General features: G+C 69.3%; 16 protein-coding genes, 1 tRNA gene and 2 pseudogenes. 9 read left to right on the top strand and 10 right to left on the bottom strand.

Translation table 11 applies throughout. From position 1 onward, the window contains the following. Positions 1-69 precede the first annotated feature (69 nt). Complete coding sequence (locus AOK09_RS03815) at positions 70-915, bottom strand: oxidoreductase (RefSeq protein ID WP_055585668.1); 846 nt, start codon at positions 913-915, stop codon at positions 70-72. 107 nt (positions 916-1022) lie between these two features. Here AOK09_RS03815 and AOK09_RS03810 point away from each other — a divergent pair, with 107 nt between their 5' ends. Next, positions 1023-1937, top strand: a complete 915-nt coding sequence (locus tag AOK09_RS03810) for a LysR family transcriptional regulator (RefSeq protein ID WP_055585667.1) — start codon at positions 1023-1025, stop codon at positions 1935-1937. A 169-nt stretch (positions 1938-2106) separates the two neighbouring features. Here the strand turns inward: AOK09_RS03810 and AOK09_RS03805 are convergent, their stop codons facing one another. Next, entirely contained in the window at positions 2107-2388 is a 282-nt protein-coding gene (locus tag AOK09_RS03805; RefSeq protein ID WP_055585666.1) for a MerR family DNA-binding protein, read from the bottom strand. Between the two features lie 523 nt (positions 2389-2911). On the opposite strand from AOK09_RS03805, the gene AOK09_RS03800 reads away from it, so the two are divergent. The 3 genes from AOK09_RS03800 (at position 2912) to AOK09_RS03790 (ending at position 4234) form a co-directional block, all read left to right on the top strand. Next, positions 2912-3304, top strand: a complete 393-nt coding sequence (locus AOK09_RS03800) for a TM2 domain-containing protein (protein WP_055585665.1) — start codon at positions 2912-2914, stop codon at positions 3302-3304. Continuing rightward, a complete protein-coding gene (locus AOK09_RS03795) occupies positions 3297-3704 on the top strand; it encodes a DUF2752 domain-containing protein (protein ID WP_055585664.1) in 408 nt (135 codons plus the stop codon). The genes AOK09_RS03800 and AOK09_RS03795 overlap by 8 nt, the downstream gene beginning before the upstream one ends. Positions 3705-3970: 266 nt before the next feature. Next, on the top strand, positions 3971-4234 hold the full coding sequence (locus AOK09_RS03790; RefSeq protein WP_055585663.1) for a TM2 domain-containing protein: 264 nt from the start codon (positions 3971-3973) through the stop codon (positions 4232-4234). Positions 4235-5029: 795 nt separating this feature from the next. Here the strand turns inward: AOK09_RS03790 and AOK09_RS03780 are convergent. Together AOK09_RS03780 and sigJ are read right to left on the bottom strand one after the other, a co-directional pair. Next, positions 5030-5482, bottom strand: a complete 453-nt coding sequence (locus tag AOK09_RS03780; RefSeq protein ID WP_055585661.1) for a VOC family protein — start codon at positions 5480-5482, stop codon at positions 5030-5032. A gap of 120 nt (positions 5483-5602) precedes the next feature. After that, positions 5603-6535: an RNA polymerase sigma factor SigJ gene (sigJ, locus tag AOK09_RS03775; protein ID WP_055585660.1), complete on the bottom strand. Its 933-nt coding sequence runs from the start codon at positions 6533-6535 to the stop codon at positions 5603-5605. Positions 6536-6742: 207 nt separating this feature from the next. Here sigJ and AOK09_RS39910 point away from each other — a divergent pair, with 207 nt between their 5' ends. Then, positions 6743-6997: an NADPH-dependent FMN reductase gene (locus tag AOK09_RS39910; protein ID WP_055585659.1), complete on the top strand. Its 255-nt coding sequence runs from the start codon at positions 6743-6745 to the stop codon at positions 6995-6997. Next, positions 6931-7140, top strand: a pseudogene (locus AOK09_RS41640) (site-specific integrase); the annotation flags it as partial. The gene AOK09_RS39910 and the pseudogene AOK09_RS41640, both read left to right, overlap by 67 nt. A 604-nt stretch (positions 7141-7744) precedes the next feature. Here AOK09_RS41640 and AOK09_RS03765 read toward each other — a convergent pair. Together AOK09_RS03765 and AOK09_RS43555 are read right to left on the bottom strand one after the other, a co-directional pair. Continuing rightward, complete coding sequence (locus AOK09_RS03765; RefSeq protein ID WP_079062711.1) at positions 7745-8779, bottom strand: glycoside hydrolase family 11 protein; 1035 nt, start codon at positions 8777-8779, stop codon at positions 7745-7747. Positions 8780-9508: 729 nt separating this feature from the next. Beyond that, positions 9509-10027: pseudogene (locus AOK09_RS43555) on the bottom strand (MMPL family transporter); the annotation flags it as partial. A 639-nt stretch (positions 10028-10666) separates the two neighbouring features. Here AOK09_RS43555 and AOK09_RS03750 point away from each other — a divergent pair. Further along, positions 10667-11074: a site-specific integrase gene (locus AOK09_RS03750; RefSeq protein ID WP_055585656.1), complete on the top strand. Its 408-nt coding sequence runs from the start codon at positions 10667-10669 to the stop codon at positions 11072-11074. A gap of 148 nt (positions 11075-11222) precedes the next feature. Here AOK09_RS03750 and AOK09_RS03745 read toward each other — a convergent pair. Further along, positions 11223-11303, bottom strand: a tRNA-Tyr gene (locus AOK09_RS03745). Positions 11304-11460: 157 nt separating this feature from the next. Here AOK09_RS03745 and AOK09_RS03740 point away from each other — a divergent pair. Next, on the top strand, positions 11461-11949 hold the full coding sequence (locus tag AOK09_RS03740) for a YajQ family cyclic di-GMP-binding protein (RefSeq protein ID WP_055585655.1): 489 nt from the start codon (positions 11461-11463) through the stop codon (positions 11947-11949). A 180-nt stretch (positions 11950-12129) separates the two neighbouring features. Here the strand turns inward: AOK09_RS03740 and AOK09_RS03735 are convergent, their stop codons facing one another. Beyond that, positions 12130-12531 (bottom strand): YccF domain-containing protein, encoded by a 402-nt coding sequence (locus AOK09_RS03735; protein ID WP_055585654.1) that lies wholly within the window; start codon positions 12529-12531, stop codon positions 12130-12132. A 225-nt stretch (positions 12532-12756) separates the two neighbouring features. Here AOK09_RS03735 and AOK09_RS03730 point away from each other — a divergent pair, with 225 nt between their 5' ends. Further along, a complete protein-coding gene (locus tag AOK09_RS03730) occupies positions 12757-14181 on the top strand; it encodes a VCBS repeat-containing protein (protein ID WP_169796986.1) in 1425 nt (474 codons plus the stop codon). 255 nt (positions 14182-14436) lie between these two features. On the opposite strand, the gene htpX is transcribed toward AOK09_RS03730, so the two are convergent. Beyond that, complete coding sequence (gene htpX / locus AOK09_RS03725; RefSeq protein ID WP_055585652.1) at positions 14437-15300, bottom strand: zinc metalloprotease HtpX; 864 nt, start codon at positions 15298-15300, stop codon at positions 14437-14439. Positions 15301-15412: 112 nt separating this feature from the next. Next, positions 15413-16972 (bottom strand): NADH-quinone oxidoreductase subunit N, encoded by a 1560-nt coding sequence (locus tag AOK09_RS03720; protein ID WP_055585651.1) that lies wholly within the window; start codon positions 16970-16972, stop codon positions 15413-15415. Between the last annotated feature and the right edge of the window lie 17 nt (positions 16973-16989).

The raw sequence follows: 16989 nt of genomic DNA, 5'->3' as shown, positions 1-16989 counted from the left end.
TCCCCCACAGCGCCCAGCACCGGACCCCGCCGGAGACAGGTTCTGCCGACGCTGACAGGCCCTGGACGGTCACTGCGGGTCGAAATCCGTTCCCCGGGAGACCTTCTCCCACTCGGCGAGCTCGGCGCGTACCGAGTCCATGTGCCCGATGATGGCGTCCACAGCGTCACTGCCGAGGACCAGCCTCAGCGGGGTCTTCTCGGCGTCCAGAGCCAAGCGGATCGCGGCCGCGGCCTTGACCGGGTCCCCGGGCTGGGCACCATTGCCGTCCCGCACCAGCTTCCGCGTGGCGCCGACTTTGTCCGCGTACGTCGGATGCTCCTCGGAGAAGTAGGCCGCGCCCTTGCCGAACAGGTTGGTACGGAACGCGCCGGGCTCCACGATCAGCACCTTGACGCCGAACGGCGCCACCTCGTCGGCCAGCCCCTCCGACAACTGCTCCAGCGCGGCCTTGGTCGCGCTGTACGCGGAGAACCCGGCGAAGGACAACTGCCCACCGAGACTGCTGATGTTCACGATCGATCCGCTGCCCCGCTCCCGCATCTGCGGCAACAGCGCCCGGGTCAGCCGCGCCGGGCCGAACACGTGCACCTCGAACAGATCACGCAGCTCCCGGTCAGTGGTCTCCTCGAACGCCCCGACCTGGGTGCGCCCGGCGTTGTTCACCAGCACGTCCACCCGGCCGTAACGAGCCAGGACGTCGGCGGCTGCCGCGTCGACCCGCCCGCCATCGGTGACGTCCAGGCTGATCGCCTCCACCCGGTCCGGGTGCGCGGCGACCAGGTCGGCCAGCGCCTCGGGCCGCCGAGCCGTGCCGATCACCGTGTCGCCGGCGGCGATCGCAGCCTCGGCGATGGCCCGCCCGAAACCGCTGCTCGCACCGGTGACCAGCCAGACCTTGCCGTTCCCCGTCATTCTTCGTCCCCCTCGTCGACTGCCGTGCGGGGCCTCCCCACCGACAGCCCTCATCCTTCGCCAGGAACCGGGAGCCAGTCCAAGACCTGTTGTGATAGCCATGGGTTATGGACATCCACGGGCGCGATTTACGCTACTTCGCCGCAGTCGCCGAGGAGTTGAACTTCACCCGGGCCGCCGGGCGGCTGTTCGTCTCCCAGCCCGCCCTCAGCAAGCAGATACGCATGCTGGAGAACCAGTTGGGCGCGCCCCTGTTCCACCGTGACCGGCGCACGGTACGGCTGACCGCCGTCGGCGAGGCCCTGCTGCCGCACGCCCGCGGAATGCTGGCCTCCTGGCAGGCCGCCGAGGCGGCCGTACAGCAGGCAAGGGAGGCCGAGCAGCACACCCTGGTCATCGGCATGTCCACCAGCCCGGGCCGCGGACTGCTGCCCGCACTGCGGACCCGGCTCGTCTCCCAGTACCCCGACGCACGACCGGTCCTGCGGCAGGTTCCCTGGGTCGATCCCAGCGCCGGGCTGGCGGACGGGTCCAGCGACGTCGCCTTCGTCTGGCTGCCGCTCCCGGACGGAGACCGCTACCAGTACGCGGTGATGGCCCGGGAACCGCGCCTTGTGGCACTGCCGCGCACACATCGCCTGGCGGCGCGGGCCGCAATCGATTCCGAGGGAGCGGTGGACTTCACCGACCTCCTCGACGAGCCGTTCCTCGCCCTCCCCCCGGAGGCCGGTCCCCTGCGGGACTACTGGCTCGCGCTGGATGCCTGGGGCGACCGCGCACCACGCATCGGCGGGGTGGTGGCCAGTGCCGAGGAGACCCACGAGGCAGTTGCCAACGGTCAGGGCGTGGCACTGCTGGCCGCCGGCAACGCCCCGCTGGTCGTCCGGGACGAGGTGATCGCCGTACCCGTCCGGGGCATTTCCCCCTCCCAACTGGCAGTGGCCGCCCGCCAGGGCGACAAACGGCCTCTGGTGCTGGCATACCTGGCCGCAGCGGCAAAGGTGGGAGCCAAAGCGCGCTGAAGCGCGAGCACCGACCGGCCATTGCGACACCCCGTCGGCAGACGTAACCAGGACGCGCCGGTCAGACCACGCAAGCGGCTCGCCCTTGGGCATCGGGGCGTGCACTTCGTCCTCAGCCCCTACCACGGCGAACTCGGTGAGCCAGGACTCCATGGTGGGCTGCCCTACCTCAGCGGCCTTGTCCGAGTGGTCCGGAACCGCTGCTCCAGGGATCGCTCGCTGCGCCTTGCGCGATGTGCTCCTGGTAGATGCCGGCGTTGTGGGTGATCAGGTCGAGGCATTCGGTGAGTTCGGCAATGCGATCGATGACCCGCTGCCGGTGTCGGGACAACAGCGCAAGCCGCTCGCCTTCGTCACCGGGGCCGTACCGGACCAGTTCGGCGTAGCGTCGGATCGTGGCGAGGGGCATCCCGGCGGTACGGAACTTCACGCGGTCGTTCAGCCATTCCACGTCCCATTCGGTGTGGACACGGCGGCCGTTTTCGCTGCGTCTCCGTGCTGTACGCCGGCTCCGAAGGGCAGGCCGGTCTCATCGGGCAGAGCCTGCGTGAAGCACTGTCCATCATGAGGGGGTTGCCGTCCTGGTGGGACTGTCTGAAGTTCTCCTGGAGGCGGTGACCTGGCGGTTATGCGGACGACCGCGGAGCACCTGGACCGCGACGAACTCAAGGACGACCCGGAGATCGGCGCCTGCCGAACGCGTCTGACCTCAGCCCTGGATCTGAAGCTGGCATCCGTCCCGGACGTGTTTTCGGTATCGGTGCCGGCTCGAGTGATCGGAACAACGGGACCGACGCGAAGCCCGCGGCCGAAAAGGCCCCGGGAACCGGCCGGAGGCGACGCCCGGCCGGGGCCCGACGCCGATTCACGCGACCCCGGCTCCTGCACCGCCGGATACCTCGTGCATGATGTCCGGCCTCATCATCTTTTCGTGTCTTCGCGGTTCACCCGCGCCGGCCACAGGAGCAGTCCCCTTGAGCGAGCAACCGCAGCAGCCGGGCCCCTACGGATCGAGCCCTTACGGGCCGGACCCCGGAGGATACGGGTATCCGCAGCAGCCGTCCGGGCCGTACGGGTACCCCGGCGGTCCCGTCCCGCCGGGGTCGTACACCGGGGATCCGAACGCCCCTTACGGCTATGACCCCTTCGGCCGCCCGTACTCCGACAAGTCGAAGATCGTGGCGGGTGTACTGCAACTTGCCCTCGGCAGCTTGGGCGTCGGGCGCTTCTATCTCGGCAATGTGGGCATGGGCCTGGCCCAGCTCTTCACCTGCGGTGGCTTCGGCATCTGGGCCCTGATCGACGGCATCATCCTGCTGACGAGCGAGAACCAGACCGACGCTCAGGGCCGGATACTGCGTGGCTGACGCCCCGCCGCGCTCGTGGTCCCTGCTCGGGCATCGGGCGTTGGCACCCCTCGCGGTGCTCGCCGCCGGCGTGGCGGGCGCCGGGTACCTCTACGTCACCGATCCGCACCAGCCCGGCCATGTCCTGCCTCAGTGCCCGTTCCGGCTCGTAACCGGCCTGCTCTGTCCTGCCTGCGGCGGCACCCGCATGGTGTACGACCTGATGCACGGTCACTTCACGGCGGCCTGGCTGGACAACAGGGCCCTGCTGATCACCTCGCCTTACGCGATGGCGCTGTTGGGGCGCTGGATGGTGGAAGGCCTGCGGGGGCGTCGCTGGCAGCCACAGCTGAGCCGCCGGACGCAGGCCGTTGTTCTGGTACTCGCCGTGGCGTGGGCCGTAGCACGCAATGCCGTCTAGGCCATGTACTGGCCATGACGGCCACGTCAACTGTTTCTGCGTGACGAAGCCTGATTTGATCAGAAGCTGCCTATAAGTGATCACAACATGGGAACGATCATTCGATATCTCTCCCATTCTCCCCTTCGGTCTCCCTAAGCTCCCTGCTCGCAGGGGGATGACAAAAGCGGGACTTCACCGTGGGATCCCTCGTGCACTCATCCAGTCCGGGGCAGATCCGTTCCGGACCTTAGGACTCCTTATGGCACTTTCAGGAGCACGATTCCATGACTGTCCCCACCCCTGAGGCCCCCTACGGCGTCGACCCGCTCGGCCGTCCGTACTCCGACAAGTCCAAGGTCGTCGCGGGCATCCTGCAGATCTTCCTGGGCGGCTTCGGCGCCGGCCGCTTCTACGTCGGCAGCACCGGCGTGGCGATCGCCCAGCTCTTCACCTGCGGTGGCCTCGGCTTCTGGGCGCTGATCGACGGAATCCTTTTCTTCACCAGCAACGACCGCACCGATAAGCAGGGGCGTGTGCTCCGCGGCTGAGCGTGTCCGGCCACGGTTCGCGGTTCGAGGGCCTGCTCCCCGGGAGCAGGCCCTCGCCTGGTACGGCGGCCGGTCAGAGCCGCTGGTGACGCCCCCGTCCGGCGTTGTTGATACAGCCGTAGGTGTCAGATACGCGGTTGTGGCGCTTTGCACCGGGCCGGGGGGACAACGAGGCGCTGAAGTACGCGTCCACCGCCACGGACAGGGAGAAGGGCGGCGGGGTGCTCAGCGCCCGGTACGCCTTCCACCGGGGCGTGATCGAGCGTGAGTCAGGGAAGTACAGGCCCACGCGCAGGCACCTGCAGCAGGCGCTGCGGACTGCCGTTTGCCGAAGCCACCGTGCCACCTGCGTCCGTCATCCCCGTTGCAGGGGCAGCTACGGCATCAGGACCGCCCAGTATGCATAGTCCCAGAGCTGCAGGCATGCCAAGGGCCCCCGACCGTTGTTGCTGGCCAGGGGCCTTCGTGCTGCAAGTGGCGAGTGCAGGGTTCGAACCTGCGTAGCTTGCGCGACAGATTTGCAGACCGCGCACCGGACAGCGTCGGCCAGCAGCGATTGGGCTTCGGGGAGGCGGCGCCCCCACAGCGTCATGCGACGGCCCGACCCAACGCCACCGGAGACATCGCGGGCGAACCGCCGACACGATCACCACAAGTCGGCCGCTGACGAATCGAGGCTGAGCCTGCTTGCGGACGAGCTCAAGTAGATCGATCCACCCGCCTTCGACGGCTACATCGGCTTCGTCCGGGCCGAGTTCCTCGACTGCTGGCTACGTACCGCCGGCACCACAGCGTTCAGCCCGCGGTGAGGCCGGAGAATGCTTCGGTCGTGAGCTCCTGGAGCTCTGCGAGCGGGACGTCGCGGAGATGCTGCGTGAGCCCCCACCGATGACCGAAGGGGTCGAGCAGCTGACCTTCTCGCTCGCCCCAGAAGGTGTCGCTCAACGGGCGAATCACGGTGGCCCCGGCACCGACGGCCTGCTGCCAGGCTCCATCGACATCATCGACATGCAGGTAGATGGCACCGTAGGTGCCGCCGAAGTGCTGCGGCCCGAAGGACTCCATCTCGGGGAACTCGTCGGCCAGCATCAGGGTGAGCGTCCCGATGCGGACCTGGACGTGGATCAGCCGACCACCGGGCACCACCAGCCTGGTGAGTTCTACGGCTCCGAAGGCCTGTTGATACCAGGCGGATGCCTCGTCCGTGCCGCGAGCGGTCAGGTGCAGGGTATGGGAGTTGAACGACATCGGTGCTTCCTCTCTGAGAACTGGGTCCGGCCGGTTCGAGCACGGCATCAGAGCGCGCCGACGACCCGATCGATCGACGGCCTTGCAGCGGGAGTTGTCAGGTGTGAGGTCGACTTGCCCTCAACTGCCCCATGACCGGAGCTTTTCCGGGTTGCGAACCGCCCAGATACGTTGGATGTGGGACTCGTCGATGTCAAAGGCGTAGACGGTCAGCACCTGACTGCCGTTCATCGCAACGAGGCCCGGTTGGCCATTGACGGTCCGCTCAAGAAGGTCGAGTCGGCCGGCGAGACCCGCCAGGTGCACCAGGAACTCCGCAACCCGAAGGTGCCCTTGGACCGGCACCGGCGAGGCCATCGCGCGACCGCCACCGTCGGCGATGGCGACCACCGACGGGTCGAGGAGTCGTACCAGGGCTTCCACATCTTTGGCCTGCCAGGCCTGCCGGAACTCACCGACGATGGCAGAACGCCGCTGCGCCCGTGCACCACGGGTGCGGGCAGCAGCCACTCGTCGGCGACCCGACGAGGCGAGCTCGCGGCACGCGCCGGGCGTGCGGCCGACGATCTCTGCGACTTCGTTGAACGGCACCCCGAACACATCGTGCAGCATGAACGCGACGCGCTCGGCCGGCGTCATCGAGTCGAGCACTACCAGGAACGCCATCTCGACGGACTCGTCCAACGTGATGTGGTCGGCGGGATCTCTCGCCGTCGATCCGTGGGAGAACCCGCCCCACTCGGCCCGCGCCGGCAGTGGCTCCGGAATCCACTCACCGACGTACCGCTCTCGGCGCATACGCGCCGAACGGAGCTGATCCATGCAGATCCGGCTCACGACGGTGGTCAGCCAGGCTGCGGGATTCGCGATGGCGGCCCGACGCTCGACAGGCTGCGCGAACCAACGGGCGTACGCCTCCTGCACGGCATCCTCCGCCTCGGTCAGCGAGCCGAGCAGCCGGTAAGCGAGATTGGCGAGGTTGCGCCGCTCCGACATGAGCGGCTCGTGCTCTAGACGCGCCGCAGCCTCGTCGTATCCGCCTGTGATGTCCATTCGGTCAGCACCTTTCGCTCGCCACGTGCGAATCCTTCCGCGAGATACGACGGATCAGGACCCGCCGACGTCAGCGGGCGACAACGAACGGCCCATCTCCTTACGTCGAGGCCACCTCGGCGTCGGTGTGGGTGCTGGCACAGCGGCCGACCACAACGGCGACCGCGTGCCCGTGGTTCGCCCCGATCCGCGACAGGGGAACGCATCATGACCGAGATCGGCATCATCATCGGCAGCACGCGTCGGGGACGGGTCGGCGCGCAGGTCGCCGAGTGGGTCCACGGAGTCTCGGCGCAAAGGTCCGACGCCGAGTTCGAGCTCGTCGATCTCGCCGGTTCCGATGCCGCATTCCTTCCGCGCAGGGCTCGTCGCTGCGGGGTTGAGTGCCTGTTCTCGAAGCGGCATCGCCCCCGGCCAGCCGTCGGTACGACCTCCGCCACGCGGGTATCTCGCTATGGCTGAACTCCGGGGTTGACCCGGCCGAGTGCGCGCGGCGCGCAGGCCACAGCATCGCAGTCCTGCCTCGGGTCTACGCGAAGTGCCTGGACGATGCGACCAAGGCCGCGAACCAGCGCATCGCCGAAGCCCTCCAGTGGTGGGACTGACCACTGGGTCCCGCCCAACCGCTCCCACGGATTGCCCACAGGCGCTGGTCAGTGCCGCCACACCGACGAGACAAACCGGGACTTAGAGCGCATTTCTCCCGCGTGATGCAAGATCGCCCAAGGCAGCAAAGAGGCTGTCTTCGAACGGCGTTTCCGCTGCTCAGGGCCGGTCTCTTGCTGCTGTGGCGGGTGCAGGGTTCGAACCTGCGTAGCTTGCGCGGCAGATTGACAGACCACGCCCGGCGCCCCTTCCGAGCTGCAGCAAGGCATCGTGAACCACGGCCCGCCCCACATCCACCCCGCTCCCACGGTCAGGCGGAGCCGAACCTGCGGTGGGATCCCCTGTCCGGCGCCATGGGGCGGCGTCGGCCTCCCAGTGGCGTCCGGCGATCGGCGCAGAACCACTGGGTTGAGCTGGAGCCTTTCGGATCGGCGAGCGGGAGGCTCTCGCGATCACCACGTTCGCCGTCGCCCGGGTGAGGGAGCGAAAGCCGGTGGTTCCATGAACTTGCTCCTGTCTCATTTCCACGGCGGCGGTGAGCAGTGTGGCGCGGCGGCCGGAAGGCCGCCGCGCCACAGGTTCGGCTTCAGCAGTGATCGAGCGTCAGCTCAGGCTGCAGGTGGCCGTCGGCCAGGTGGTGCTGCCGTTCTTCATGATGGTCATGCCCCAGTTGTTGCCCGAGCCGTTGGGGGTGGCGACGAGCGTCTGGGCGTCGGGGTAGGACGCGTTGACGTTCCAGGTGGCGCTGACCTTCTCCGGGGAGGGGACCTTGACGGTCACCTTCCAGGTGCTGGAGCCGGTGACCGCGACGTTGAGGTTGTAGCGGTCGCTCCAGGAGTCACCGGCGGACAGGGTGGCGGTGCAGCCACCGGTGCCACCGGTCGTACCGCCGGTGGTGCCGCCCGTGGTGCCACCGGTGGTGCCACCGGTGGTACCACCGCTGGTGCCTCCGGAGGAGGAGCCGACGGTGATGTTGGAGCTGCCGCTGCTCTGGTAGCCCTCGGTGGCGAGGATCTCGTAGTTCGGGGTGCCGAGGTTCAGGCCCGCGGACTTCCACGCGTTGAAGATGTTGGACACGGTGATGGTGCCGCCGGTGCGCTTGCCCTGGCGGACCGCCCAGTACTGGTAGAACGTCGCGGTGCCCTGGATGGACGGCTGGTTGACGCGCTGCGTCCGGTACAGGTCGTACGTGCTGCCGTCGCTGTTGACCGAGCCGAGCTTGGTGGCGCCGGTGCTCGGGTTGTAGTTGCCGTAGTTCTCGACGATGTACCACTCGATGAGCGGGTTGGTGGTCCAGCCGTACAGCGACAGGTAGCAGTTGCCGCTGCAGTTCCACGAGCCGGAGTAGGTCACCGGGTTGGTGTTGCCCGGGTTCCAGCCCTTGCCGGCGACGAAGTTGCCGACGTTGCTCCAGCTGGTGCTGTAGCTGCCGCCGCCGTTGAGCGTCATGGAGGACTGGCCGCCCCCGTCGCTCCAGAACGAGTAGTAGTACCCGCCGTCGGTGCCGGTCTGGTTCGAGCTGATGGTGGTGGCGGCGTTGGCGGTGCCGGGGACGAGCAGGAAGGCCGCGGCCGTGGTGGCGGCGAGCATGGCCGGGCTGATCACACGGCCCTTCAGGCGGCTCAGGGACTTGAACATGTGGACACTTCCTCCTTGGGAAGTCCGGGGGAGAAGTCGGACGGTCCGGTACGACTCGGCGGGGCTGCCGTCGGCCGGAGTGGCGATGCCGGGATGGCGGCGACCGCCGGTTGACGTCGTGCAACACTGCTGCCCAGGCTGTCATGCAACCGACAACCAGGGATCGGATACCGAGGCTGTTCGGCTTGACAGTGCTTGCGGGCCTGTCGATGACAACAGCGCCCTGATCGCCAGTGACTCACGCCTGTTGGTGCCGAGTGCGCTCGGATCGACGGAGGATGGTGCGTCGACGGCGAGGTCCTCGGCGGCCTTCGTCAGCTCGTCAGCTGCGGGGCCGTGCCGCGGGGCGCTGGGGTCGGAACAGCTTGGCCTGGCGGGTTGGAAGCCGTAAGGAGTCGCCTCCTTACGGGAAATTCTCGATCGGTGGAGAGTATGTGCCGGGTTCCGAGCGCCAGTCAATCACCTGGTTTCCGAAAGTTCGTCGAAACTTTTAAGCGGTGAGCCCGGTGCGCCTTCGAAATGTTTCGCCTTGCCCAACTGGCTGGGCCTCATGCGGCTCTGGGAGCCTCAAGTGCGGGATGACGTAGCATCAGCCCATCGTCGACTACCCATCAATCGATTCGGAATTTGCGCGAAAGTTTCGAAGCGGGTCCGGTCCGCTCCGCAGCCGTTGCCGGATCGGGCATCACGCGTCGAACAGGGCGGGGACAGGGACTCTGCTGGCCGGTGTCACTCGGCGGCGCTGTGGCCGGTTCCTGGGCACGCCCATGCGTGGGAGGATCCGTCAGCGCTTCCATGACCGGCCTGGTAGCAGGTTGGGAGGGACTCCTGTGGGCGGTCGCCTGACACCGCGCAGCGGCAGCGGCGGGACAGCCTCTGCCGTCCGGCCGCCGCCACGGGCCAGGCCTGTCGAACGTCGCCGGCGCCGATCAGGCGGTCGGCCGGGTCCGCTTCGGCCCTCGGCTCGGCGGTCGCGAGCCGACGCCAGGCGCGAGGCCAGTTGCGCTCGCCGAGCAGGGTCATCACCGCCGGCAGCAGCAACACCCCGATGACGGGGGCGTCGAGCAGGATGACGACGCCCAGACCCACGCCCAGTTGCTTGAAGTCCTGCATGCTCAGCGTGCCGAAGACCGCGAACACCGCGACCACGATGACCGCCGCGCTGGTGACTACGCCCGCGGTGGCGCGCAGGCCGTGGGCCACCGCGTCCTTCGTTGCCATGCCATGTTCACGTGCCTCGCGGATCCGAGGCCGCAATGCCGGACAAGCACCTGGTGCGCCGAGCCCTGTACAGCTGGGCCTGCAACGTAAACCGGCGGGACGAGGAACCGCCCGCCGACATGGCCAAGGCCCTGGCGTGGGTCGCCAAGAACTTGGTGAAGGTGTCCGAGCTGGCGGAGGCTCCGATGGTCCGGCGGATGCTCAAGGCCGCATCGGTGAAGCTCGACGGCACCTCGGCGGCGGCCTCCGTCGCGCAGCGCAAGCGGCGCATCCGGCACCACATCCTCGGCTACGCCGTGGAAGAAGATCTGCTCACCACCGACCCGATCCCCCTGGTGCAGTGGACAGCCCCCGATCCGGACGACCAGGTCAGCGCCGAGGTGGTGGTCAGCCCCGAGCAGGCCGCCGAGCTGCTGGCCACCGTCGGCCGGCAGGGCAGGGTCGGCCCGCGGCTGGTGGCCTTCTTCGGCTGCATCTACTACGCCGTCATGCGGCCCGCCGAAGTCGTCCACCTCCGGGCGGACCGCTGCGTACCGCCCCAGACCGGGTGGGGCCGGCTGATCCTCAACGGCAGCAGCCCCCGGGTGGGGTCGTCGTGGACGGACGACGGCGCCTCCCACGACCGCAGGGGCTTGAACCACCGCTCCCTCGAAGGCCACCAGGCCCGTGTCGATCCCTCCCGAGTGGGGCCAGCTGCTCCGAGAGCACCTGGACAGGTCCGGCACAGCACCTTACGGCCGGCTCTTCCGGACCTCCCGCGACGGGATGGTGCAGGAGAGTGGCTACGGCGCTGTCTGGGCCAAGGCCCACGCCCAGGTGCTGGACCCAGCCGACCAGGCCACGGCGCTGGGCAAGCGACCGTACGACCTGCGGCATGCCTGCGTCTCCCTGTGGTTGAACTCCGGGGTGGAGCCCACCGAGGTCGCGCGGCGGGCAGGACACAGCGTCGCCGTCCTGTTGCGGGTGTACGCCAAGTGCATCCACGGCGGCGAGGACCACGCCAACGAGCTGATCTCCAAACGACTCGCGCGCCGTGCCCGGCCCGTGCCCGAAGGTCAGGAATCTGGTCCGTGACTGATCCGGACTTCCTGGTCGGGGGGATTCGGGTGAGACAAAGCGGGACTATCCGCGCAAGGCGCCCGCTCGCCACTCCATCCCGTTCGAATGAACAGAAGAGGCCCTGAGCTGCGTTTCCGCTGCTCAGGGCCTCTTCTTAGGCAAGTGGCGGGTGCAGGGTTCGAACCTGCGTAGCTTGCGCGACAGATTTACAGTCTGCTCCCTTTGGCCGCTCGGGCAACCCGCCGGGATGTCTTGCGGGGCCTCGGCCCTGCTCGACGACGTAAACAATACCCGATGGCACCGGGTGCTTCGCCACCCGGTTGATCACGGGTGGATCAACGCCGGGATGGATAGGCTGGACCGCAGCCAGTGCCGTACCACCGCCAAGGAGAACCGACAGCATGGCCGACTCCAGTTTCGACATCGTCTCGAAGGTCGAGCGGCAGGAGGTCGACAACGCGCTCAACCAGGCCTCCCGCGAGATCGCCACCCGCTTCGACTTCAAGAACGTGGGCGCGTCGATCGCCTGGTCGGGCGAGAAGATCGAGATGAAGGCCAACTCCGAGGAGCGCGTCAAGGCGATCCTCGATGTCTTCGAGACCAAGCTGGTGAAGCGGAGCATCTCGCTGAAGGCGCTGGACGCCGGCGAGCCGCAGCTGTCCGGCAAGGAGTACCGGATCTCCGCCACCATCAAGGAGGGCATCTCCCAGGAGGACGCCAAGAAGGTCTCGAAGATCATTCGGGACGAGGGCCCCAAGGGCGTGAAGGCGCAGATCCAGGGTGACGAGCTCCGGGTCTCCTCCAAGAGCCGCGACGACCTCCAGGCCGTGCAGGCCCTGCTGAAGGGCAAGGACCTGGACTTCGCGCTGCAGTTCGTCAACTACCGCTAGATCCGGACACCGCTCCCGGACCGGGAGCGTGCAGCGGCCTCCCGGCCGCCATGGGGCACAACGAGGACACGGCTCCGAGCACCGTCTCGGCCGCGGCCCGTTGTGCCCTTTGCCGTCGGTGCCGCCCGTGGGGGCCGCGCGCCGGAGCCGCTGGGTCACCCCGGGCGTGGCGCCGCCGCCTCAGGGGGCTCCGAACCTGCGGTCGGTCGACACGATCTCCCGGCCGAGGGGCATCAGGGAGATGGGGATCATCTTGAGGTTCGCCCATGCGAACGGGATGCCGATGATGGTGGCGAACAGCGCCAGGCTGGTGATCAGGTGCTCCAGGGCGAGCCACCAGCCCGCGAAGATCACCCAGATCACGTTGCCGATGAACGAGGGCGCACCGGCGCCCGGCCGCTCGACGGTGGTACGCCCGAACGGCCAGATCACGTACCCGGCGATCCGGAACGCCGCGATGCCGAAGGGGATCGTGATGATCAGGATGCAGCAGATGATCCCCGCGATGACGTAGCCGAGGGCCATCCAGAAGCCGCAGAGGATCAACCAGAGGATGTTCAGGAGAGCGTTGATCAACTTCATGGACGCCAGCCTCCACTGAGCGCGGCCGAGAGCACAGCAACCCCCTACCCGGAAGTCGCCGCCTTCAGCTCCGCTGCTGACGGTCGCCCCTGCCGCGGGCGGCTCATCCCCGGCCGGGTTCACCTGATCGCCATGCCGGGGCAACCTTTCGGTGTCCTGGCGGGTCTTGTGCGGTGCGCGGCAGCCCGTCGGTGGGTGCCGGGCGGTACATCTTGGGGAGGAATCTTGCGCATACGTCATGTGGCGGTGCAGGCCGTCGCGGTGGCAGCGGTGTCGGCAGCCGTCGCCGCCATCCTGATCACGCCGGCCGCCGAGGCTGCGGTGCCGCGTGCCAGGTCTGCGGCCCCGGTGGACTTCAACGGCGACGGCTACCGGGATCTGGTGGTCGACGCGACCGAAGGCGCCGTGGGCACGGTGAAGCAAGCGGGGTACATCACCGTGCTGTACGGGTCCGCCCATGGCTTCAGCCCGGCCAACCGGCAGGTGATCACCCAGAACACCACGGGGGTCCCCGGCTCCAGCACGGCCGGCGCCTACTTCGGCACCGCGCTCGCGGTGGACCTCGACGGTGACGGCTACACCGATCTGCTCGCCGACACCCTGAAGCCCGTCGAGACGAGGATCGTGATCTGGGGCGGCAAGGGCGGCCTGCAGACCTCTCACGCCGCCGTGGTCGGGAGCAGACAGGGCGACGGGTTCCTGGGCCTCGCCCGTTACCGCCAGGCGGGTGACTTCGACGGCGACGGTCATGTCGACCTCGTCAGGATCGGCGGGCAGTCGACCGTCGCGTACGGTCCGTTCAGCCGCGCCGGCGTGCCGGCCCGCACCGCGAGACTGCCGCTGGACACGTCCACCCCCGGCGGCCTGTTCGAGATGTGGGACATCCACGGCATCACGGTCGGCGAGGTCACCGGCGACGGAGCCGACGATGTGCTCGTCACCGGCTCCCAGGGCCACGGCGGCTTCACCACCTATGTCTTCCCCGGCTCCAAGGCTGGGCTGTCGGACCACCCCACCCGCACCCTTCCCGGCGGCATGTCGGTCCGCACCGGGGACGTCAACGGCGACGGACGCAACGATGTGGTGGTCGGCAACTACACCGACTACCCGTCCAAGGGCGGCGGTTTCACCGTGGTCTACAACGGGGCGAAGGGCCTGACGGCGCCGGCCAAGCCCGTCTGGATCAACCAGGACTCCCCGGGTGTGCCCGGTCTCGGCGAGGGCGGGGACCAGCTGACGTTCACCCTCGCGGTCGGTGACGTCAACGGTGACGGACGCGCTGACGTGGTCGCCGGAGCGCCGGACGAGGACTACCCGGGCAAGGTCAACGCCGGCCATGTCATGGTCTTCCGGGGCACCGCCGGCGGGGTGTCGACCAGTGGCGTCCAGGACCTCAGCCAGGACTCCCCGGGCGTGCCGGGCGCCACCGAGCCGAACGACTTCTTCGGCGACTCCGTCGAGCTGGTGGACGGTGACCGTGACGGCCGCGCCGAGCTTGCCGCCGCCGCGACGATGGAGGACAACGGGTCCGGTGCGGTGGTGATCTTCCGCGGCACCACCAAGGGCGCCGTACCGTCCTTCGCCTTCACCGGCAAGGGTGTCGGCATGAACCCCGCGCAGGCCCACTTCGGCGTGCTCCCCACGCAGTGAGGGGCGTCCTCACCGCCCCGGACGGGGGGCGGGCGGGCCGACGGCCGCGCTCTTCGCGCCTGCGCCGTCCCTGACCTGATCTGTGGGGAGACGCCCCGGACCCGATCGCCGGTCCGGGGCGTCTCCCCTGTGCTGAATGGGCCCAGGTCGCCCGGCAGATGCAGACGGACCAGGCTCGGAGGGCCGGCCCGGCCGCACTCCCCCGCGACGCGAAGGACCGGCGCGCGTCGCGCGGTGCCCGGCGGGCGCCGGAGGTCAGGAGCGGTATCCGGCCATGCGCTCCAGCCGGGCGATGCGCTCCGCCATCGGAGGGTGGGTGGAGAAGAGCCGGGAGCCGACCTCTCCAGGCCGGAAGGGGCTGGCGATCATCATATGGCTGGCCGTCTGCAGCTGCGGCTCCGGCGGCAGGGGCAGCTGCTTGGTACCGGCGTCGAGCTTGCGCAGCGCACCGGCCAGGGCGATGGGATCGCCGGTGATGCGGGCGCCGTCGGCGTCCGCCTGGTACTCCCGGGAGCGGCTGACCGCCAGCTGGATCAGAGCGGCCGCGATCGGGCCGAGGATCATGATCAGCAGCATCCCCGCCAGGCCCGGGCCCTCGTCGTCGTCGCTGCGGCCGATCGGGATCAGCCAGGCGAAGTTCACCAGGAACATGATCACCGAGGCCAGGGCCCCGGCGACCGAGGAGATCAGGATGTCCCGGTTGTAGACATGGCTGAGCTCATGACCGAGGACGCCCCGCAGCTCCCGCTCGTCCAGGATGCCGAGGATGCCCTCGGTGCAGCAGACCGCTGCGTTGCGCGGGTTGCGGCCGGTGGCGAAGGCGTTGGGGGCCGCGGTGGGCGAGATGTACAGGCGTGGCATGGGCTGCCGGGCCGCGGTGGAGAGCTCGCGGACTATGCGGTAGAGCACCGGCGCCTCGATCTCGCTGACCGGGCGGGCGCGCATGGCGCGCAGCGCCATCTTGTCGCTGTTCCAGTACGCGTAGGCGTTGGTGCCCAGGGCCACGAGGACGGCGACCACCAGGCCGGTACGGCCGAAGAAACTGCCGATCACGATGATCAGCGCCGAGAGGGCGCCGAGCAGTACGGCGGTCCTCAGCCCGTTGTGCTGGCGGTGCACGGCCGGCCCTCCAAGACGTGCGACGGGTAAGCCTTCTTGTCGGACCAACGTGGGGATACGCGGTCCTGGTTCCCTTCTGCCCTGTCGGCGGGCCGCCCGCAACCGGGGAGCGTCAGAAGAGGCCGGTTCCGAGCACCCGCAGGACCGCCTGGGGCGCCAGCGAGAGCACCACCGCACCGGCCGCGGTCAGCGCCACGGCGGCTCCCAGCGGCGCCGGGGTGCGCTGCCGGGCCGGCTGCGGGGCGCCTTCGGGGGCGGCGGCGAAGAGCTTGGCCGTCCACAAGAGGTAGTAGTACAGGGCGATGACCACATTGACGGCCATGACGACGGCCAACCAGCCCAGGCCGGCGTCCACGGCGGCGCGGAAGACCACCACCTTGGCCAGGACGCCGACCACGCCGGGCGGCAGTCCCGCCAGGCAGAGCAGGGCGAAGGCCAGGGCCAGGGCGGCCGCGGGGCGGCGGGCGAAGAGGGCGCGGTAGTCGTTCAGCCGGTTCTCGGGCGCGCCGCGGCCCACGACCGCGACGACGGCGAAGGCGCCCAGGTTCACCACCGCGTAGACCAGGGCGTACGCGGCGGTGGCGGCGATGGCGTTGCCGCCGTGCCCGTAGCCGGCGGCGGCGAGCGGCACCAGCAGATAGCCGGCCTGGCCGATGGAGGACCAGGCGAGGAGGCGCACCGCGCTGCGCGGTGTGTCGGGGCGCTGGCGCAGTGCCGCGACGTTGCCGGCGGTCATGGTGGCGGCGGCGAGGATCGCCAGCAGCAGCCCCCAGGTGTGGCCGTACGGGCGGAAGGCGATGGCGGTGACCAGCGCGATCCCGGCGAGGCCGGCGGCCTTGGAGACCACGGAGAGGTAGGCGGCGACCGGGACGGGGGCGCCGGTGTAGGTGTCGGGCAGCCAGAAGTGGAACGGGACCGCAGCGACCTTGAAGGCGAAGCCGACCAGGGTCAGGGCGGCTCCGGCCTGGGCGAGGTGCTGAAGCTGGGTGGGCGCGTGCTGCAGGCCGTCGGCCAGCAGGGTCAGGTGGAGCGAGCCGCCCACGGCGTAGACGAAGCTGACGCCCAGCAGCATCACGGCGGTGGCGGTGACCGAGGAGAGGAAGAACTTGAGGGCGGCCTCGCCGCCGAGCCGGTCGCGGTGCAGGCCGACCAGGGCGAAGGCGGGAAGGGAGACCGTCTCCAGGGCGATCACCAGGGTGGCGAGGTCACGGGAGGCGGGCAGCAGGGCCGCGCCGGTGGCGCTGCTGAGCAGCAGGAACCAGTACTCGCCCGCGGGCAGCCGCTGCTCGTCGACGGTGTGCAGCGACAGCAGGGCGGTGAGCAGGGCTCCGCCCAGCGCGATCAGCTGGAAGACCAGCGCGAAGTGGTCGGCGACATAGGAGCAGCCGGCGTTGTCGGTGGTGGCCGCTACGGTTTTCAGGCAGAAGGTGGCGTGGTCGCCGTGGCGCAGGGGGACGAGGGCGAGCAGGGCTGCGGCGAGGGCGGCGACGCTGCCCCAGCCGAGCAGCTGCTTGCGGTGGGCGGGCAGCCAGAGATCGGCGACCAGGACGGCGAGGGCGGCGACGGCGGCGACCAGGGGCGGGGCGATCGCGGTCCAGTCGACGGACTGGATGAGCGCCCCGGGGTCGGCGACGGCCAGGTCGGCGAGGTGGTGTGCGGTCACGGCGGTCATGGGGGGCTGCCCGGGGG

The organism is Peterkaempfera griseoplana (assembly GCF_001418575.1).
Lineage (GTDB): Bacteria > Actinomycetota > Actinomycetes > Streptomycetales > Streptomycetaceae > Peterkaempfera > Peterkaempfera griseoplana.
The sequence above is the reverse complement of the archived record's forward strand: the minus strand, read 5'-3'. Positions and strand labels throughout refer to the sequence as shown.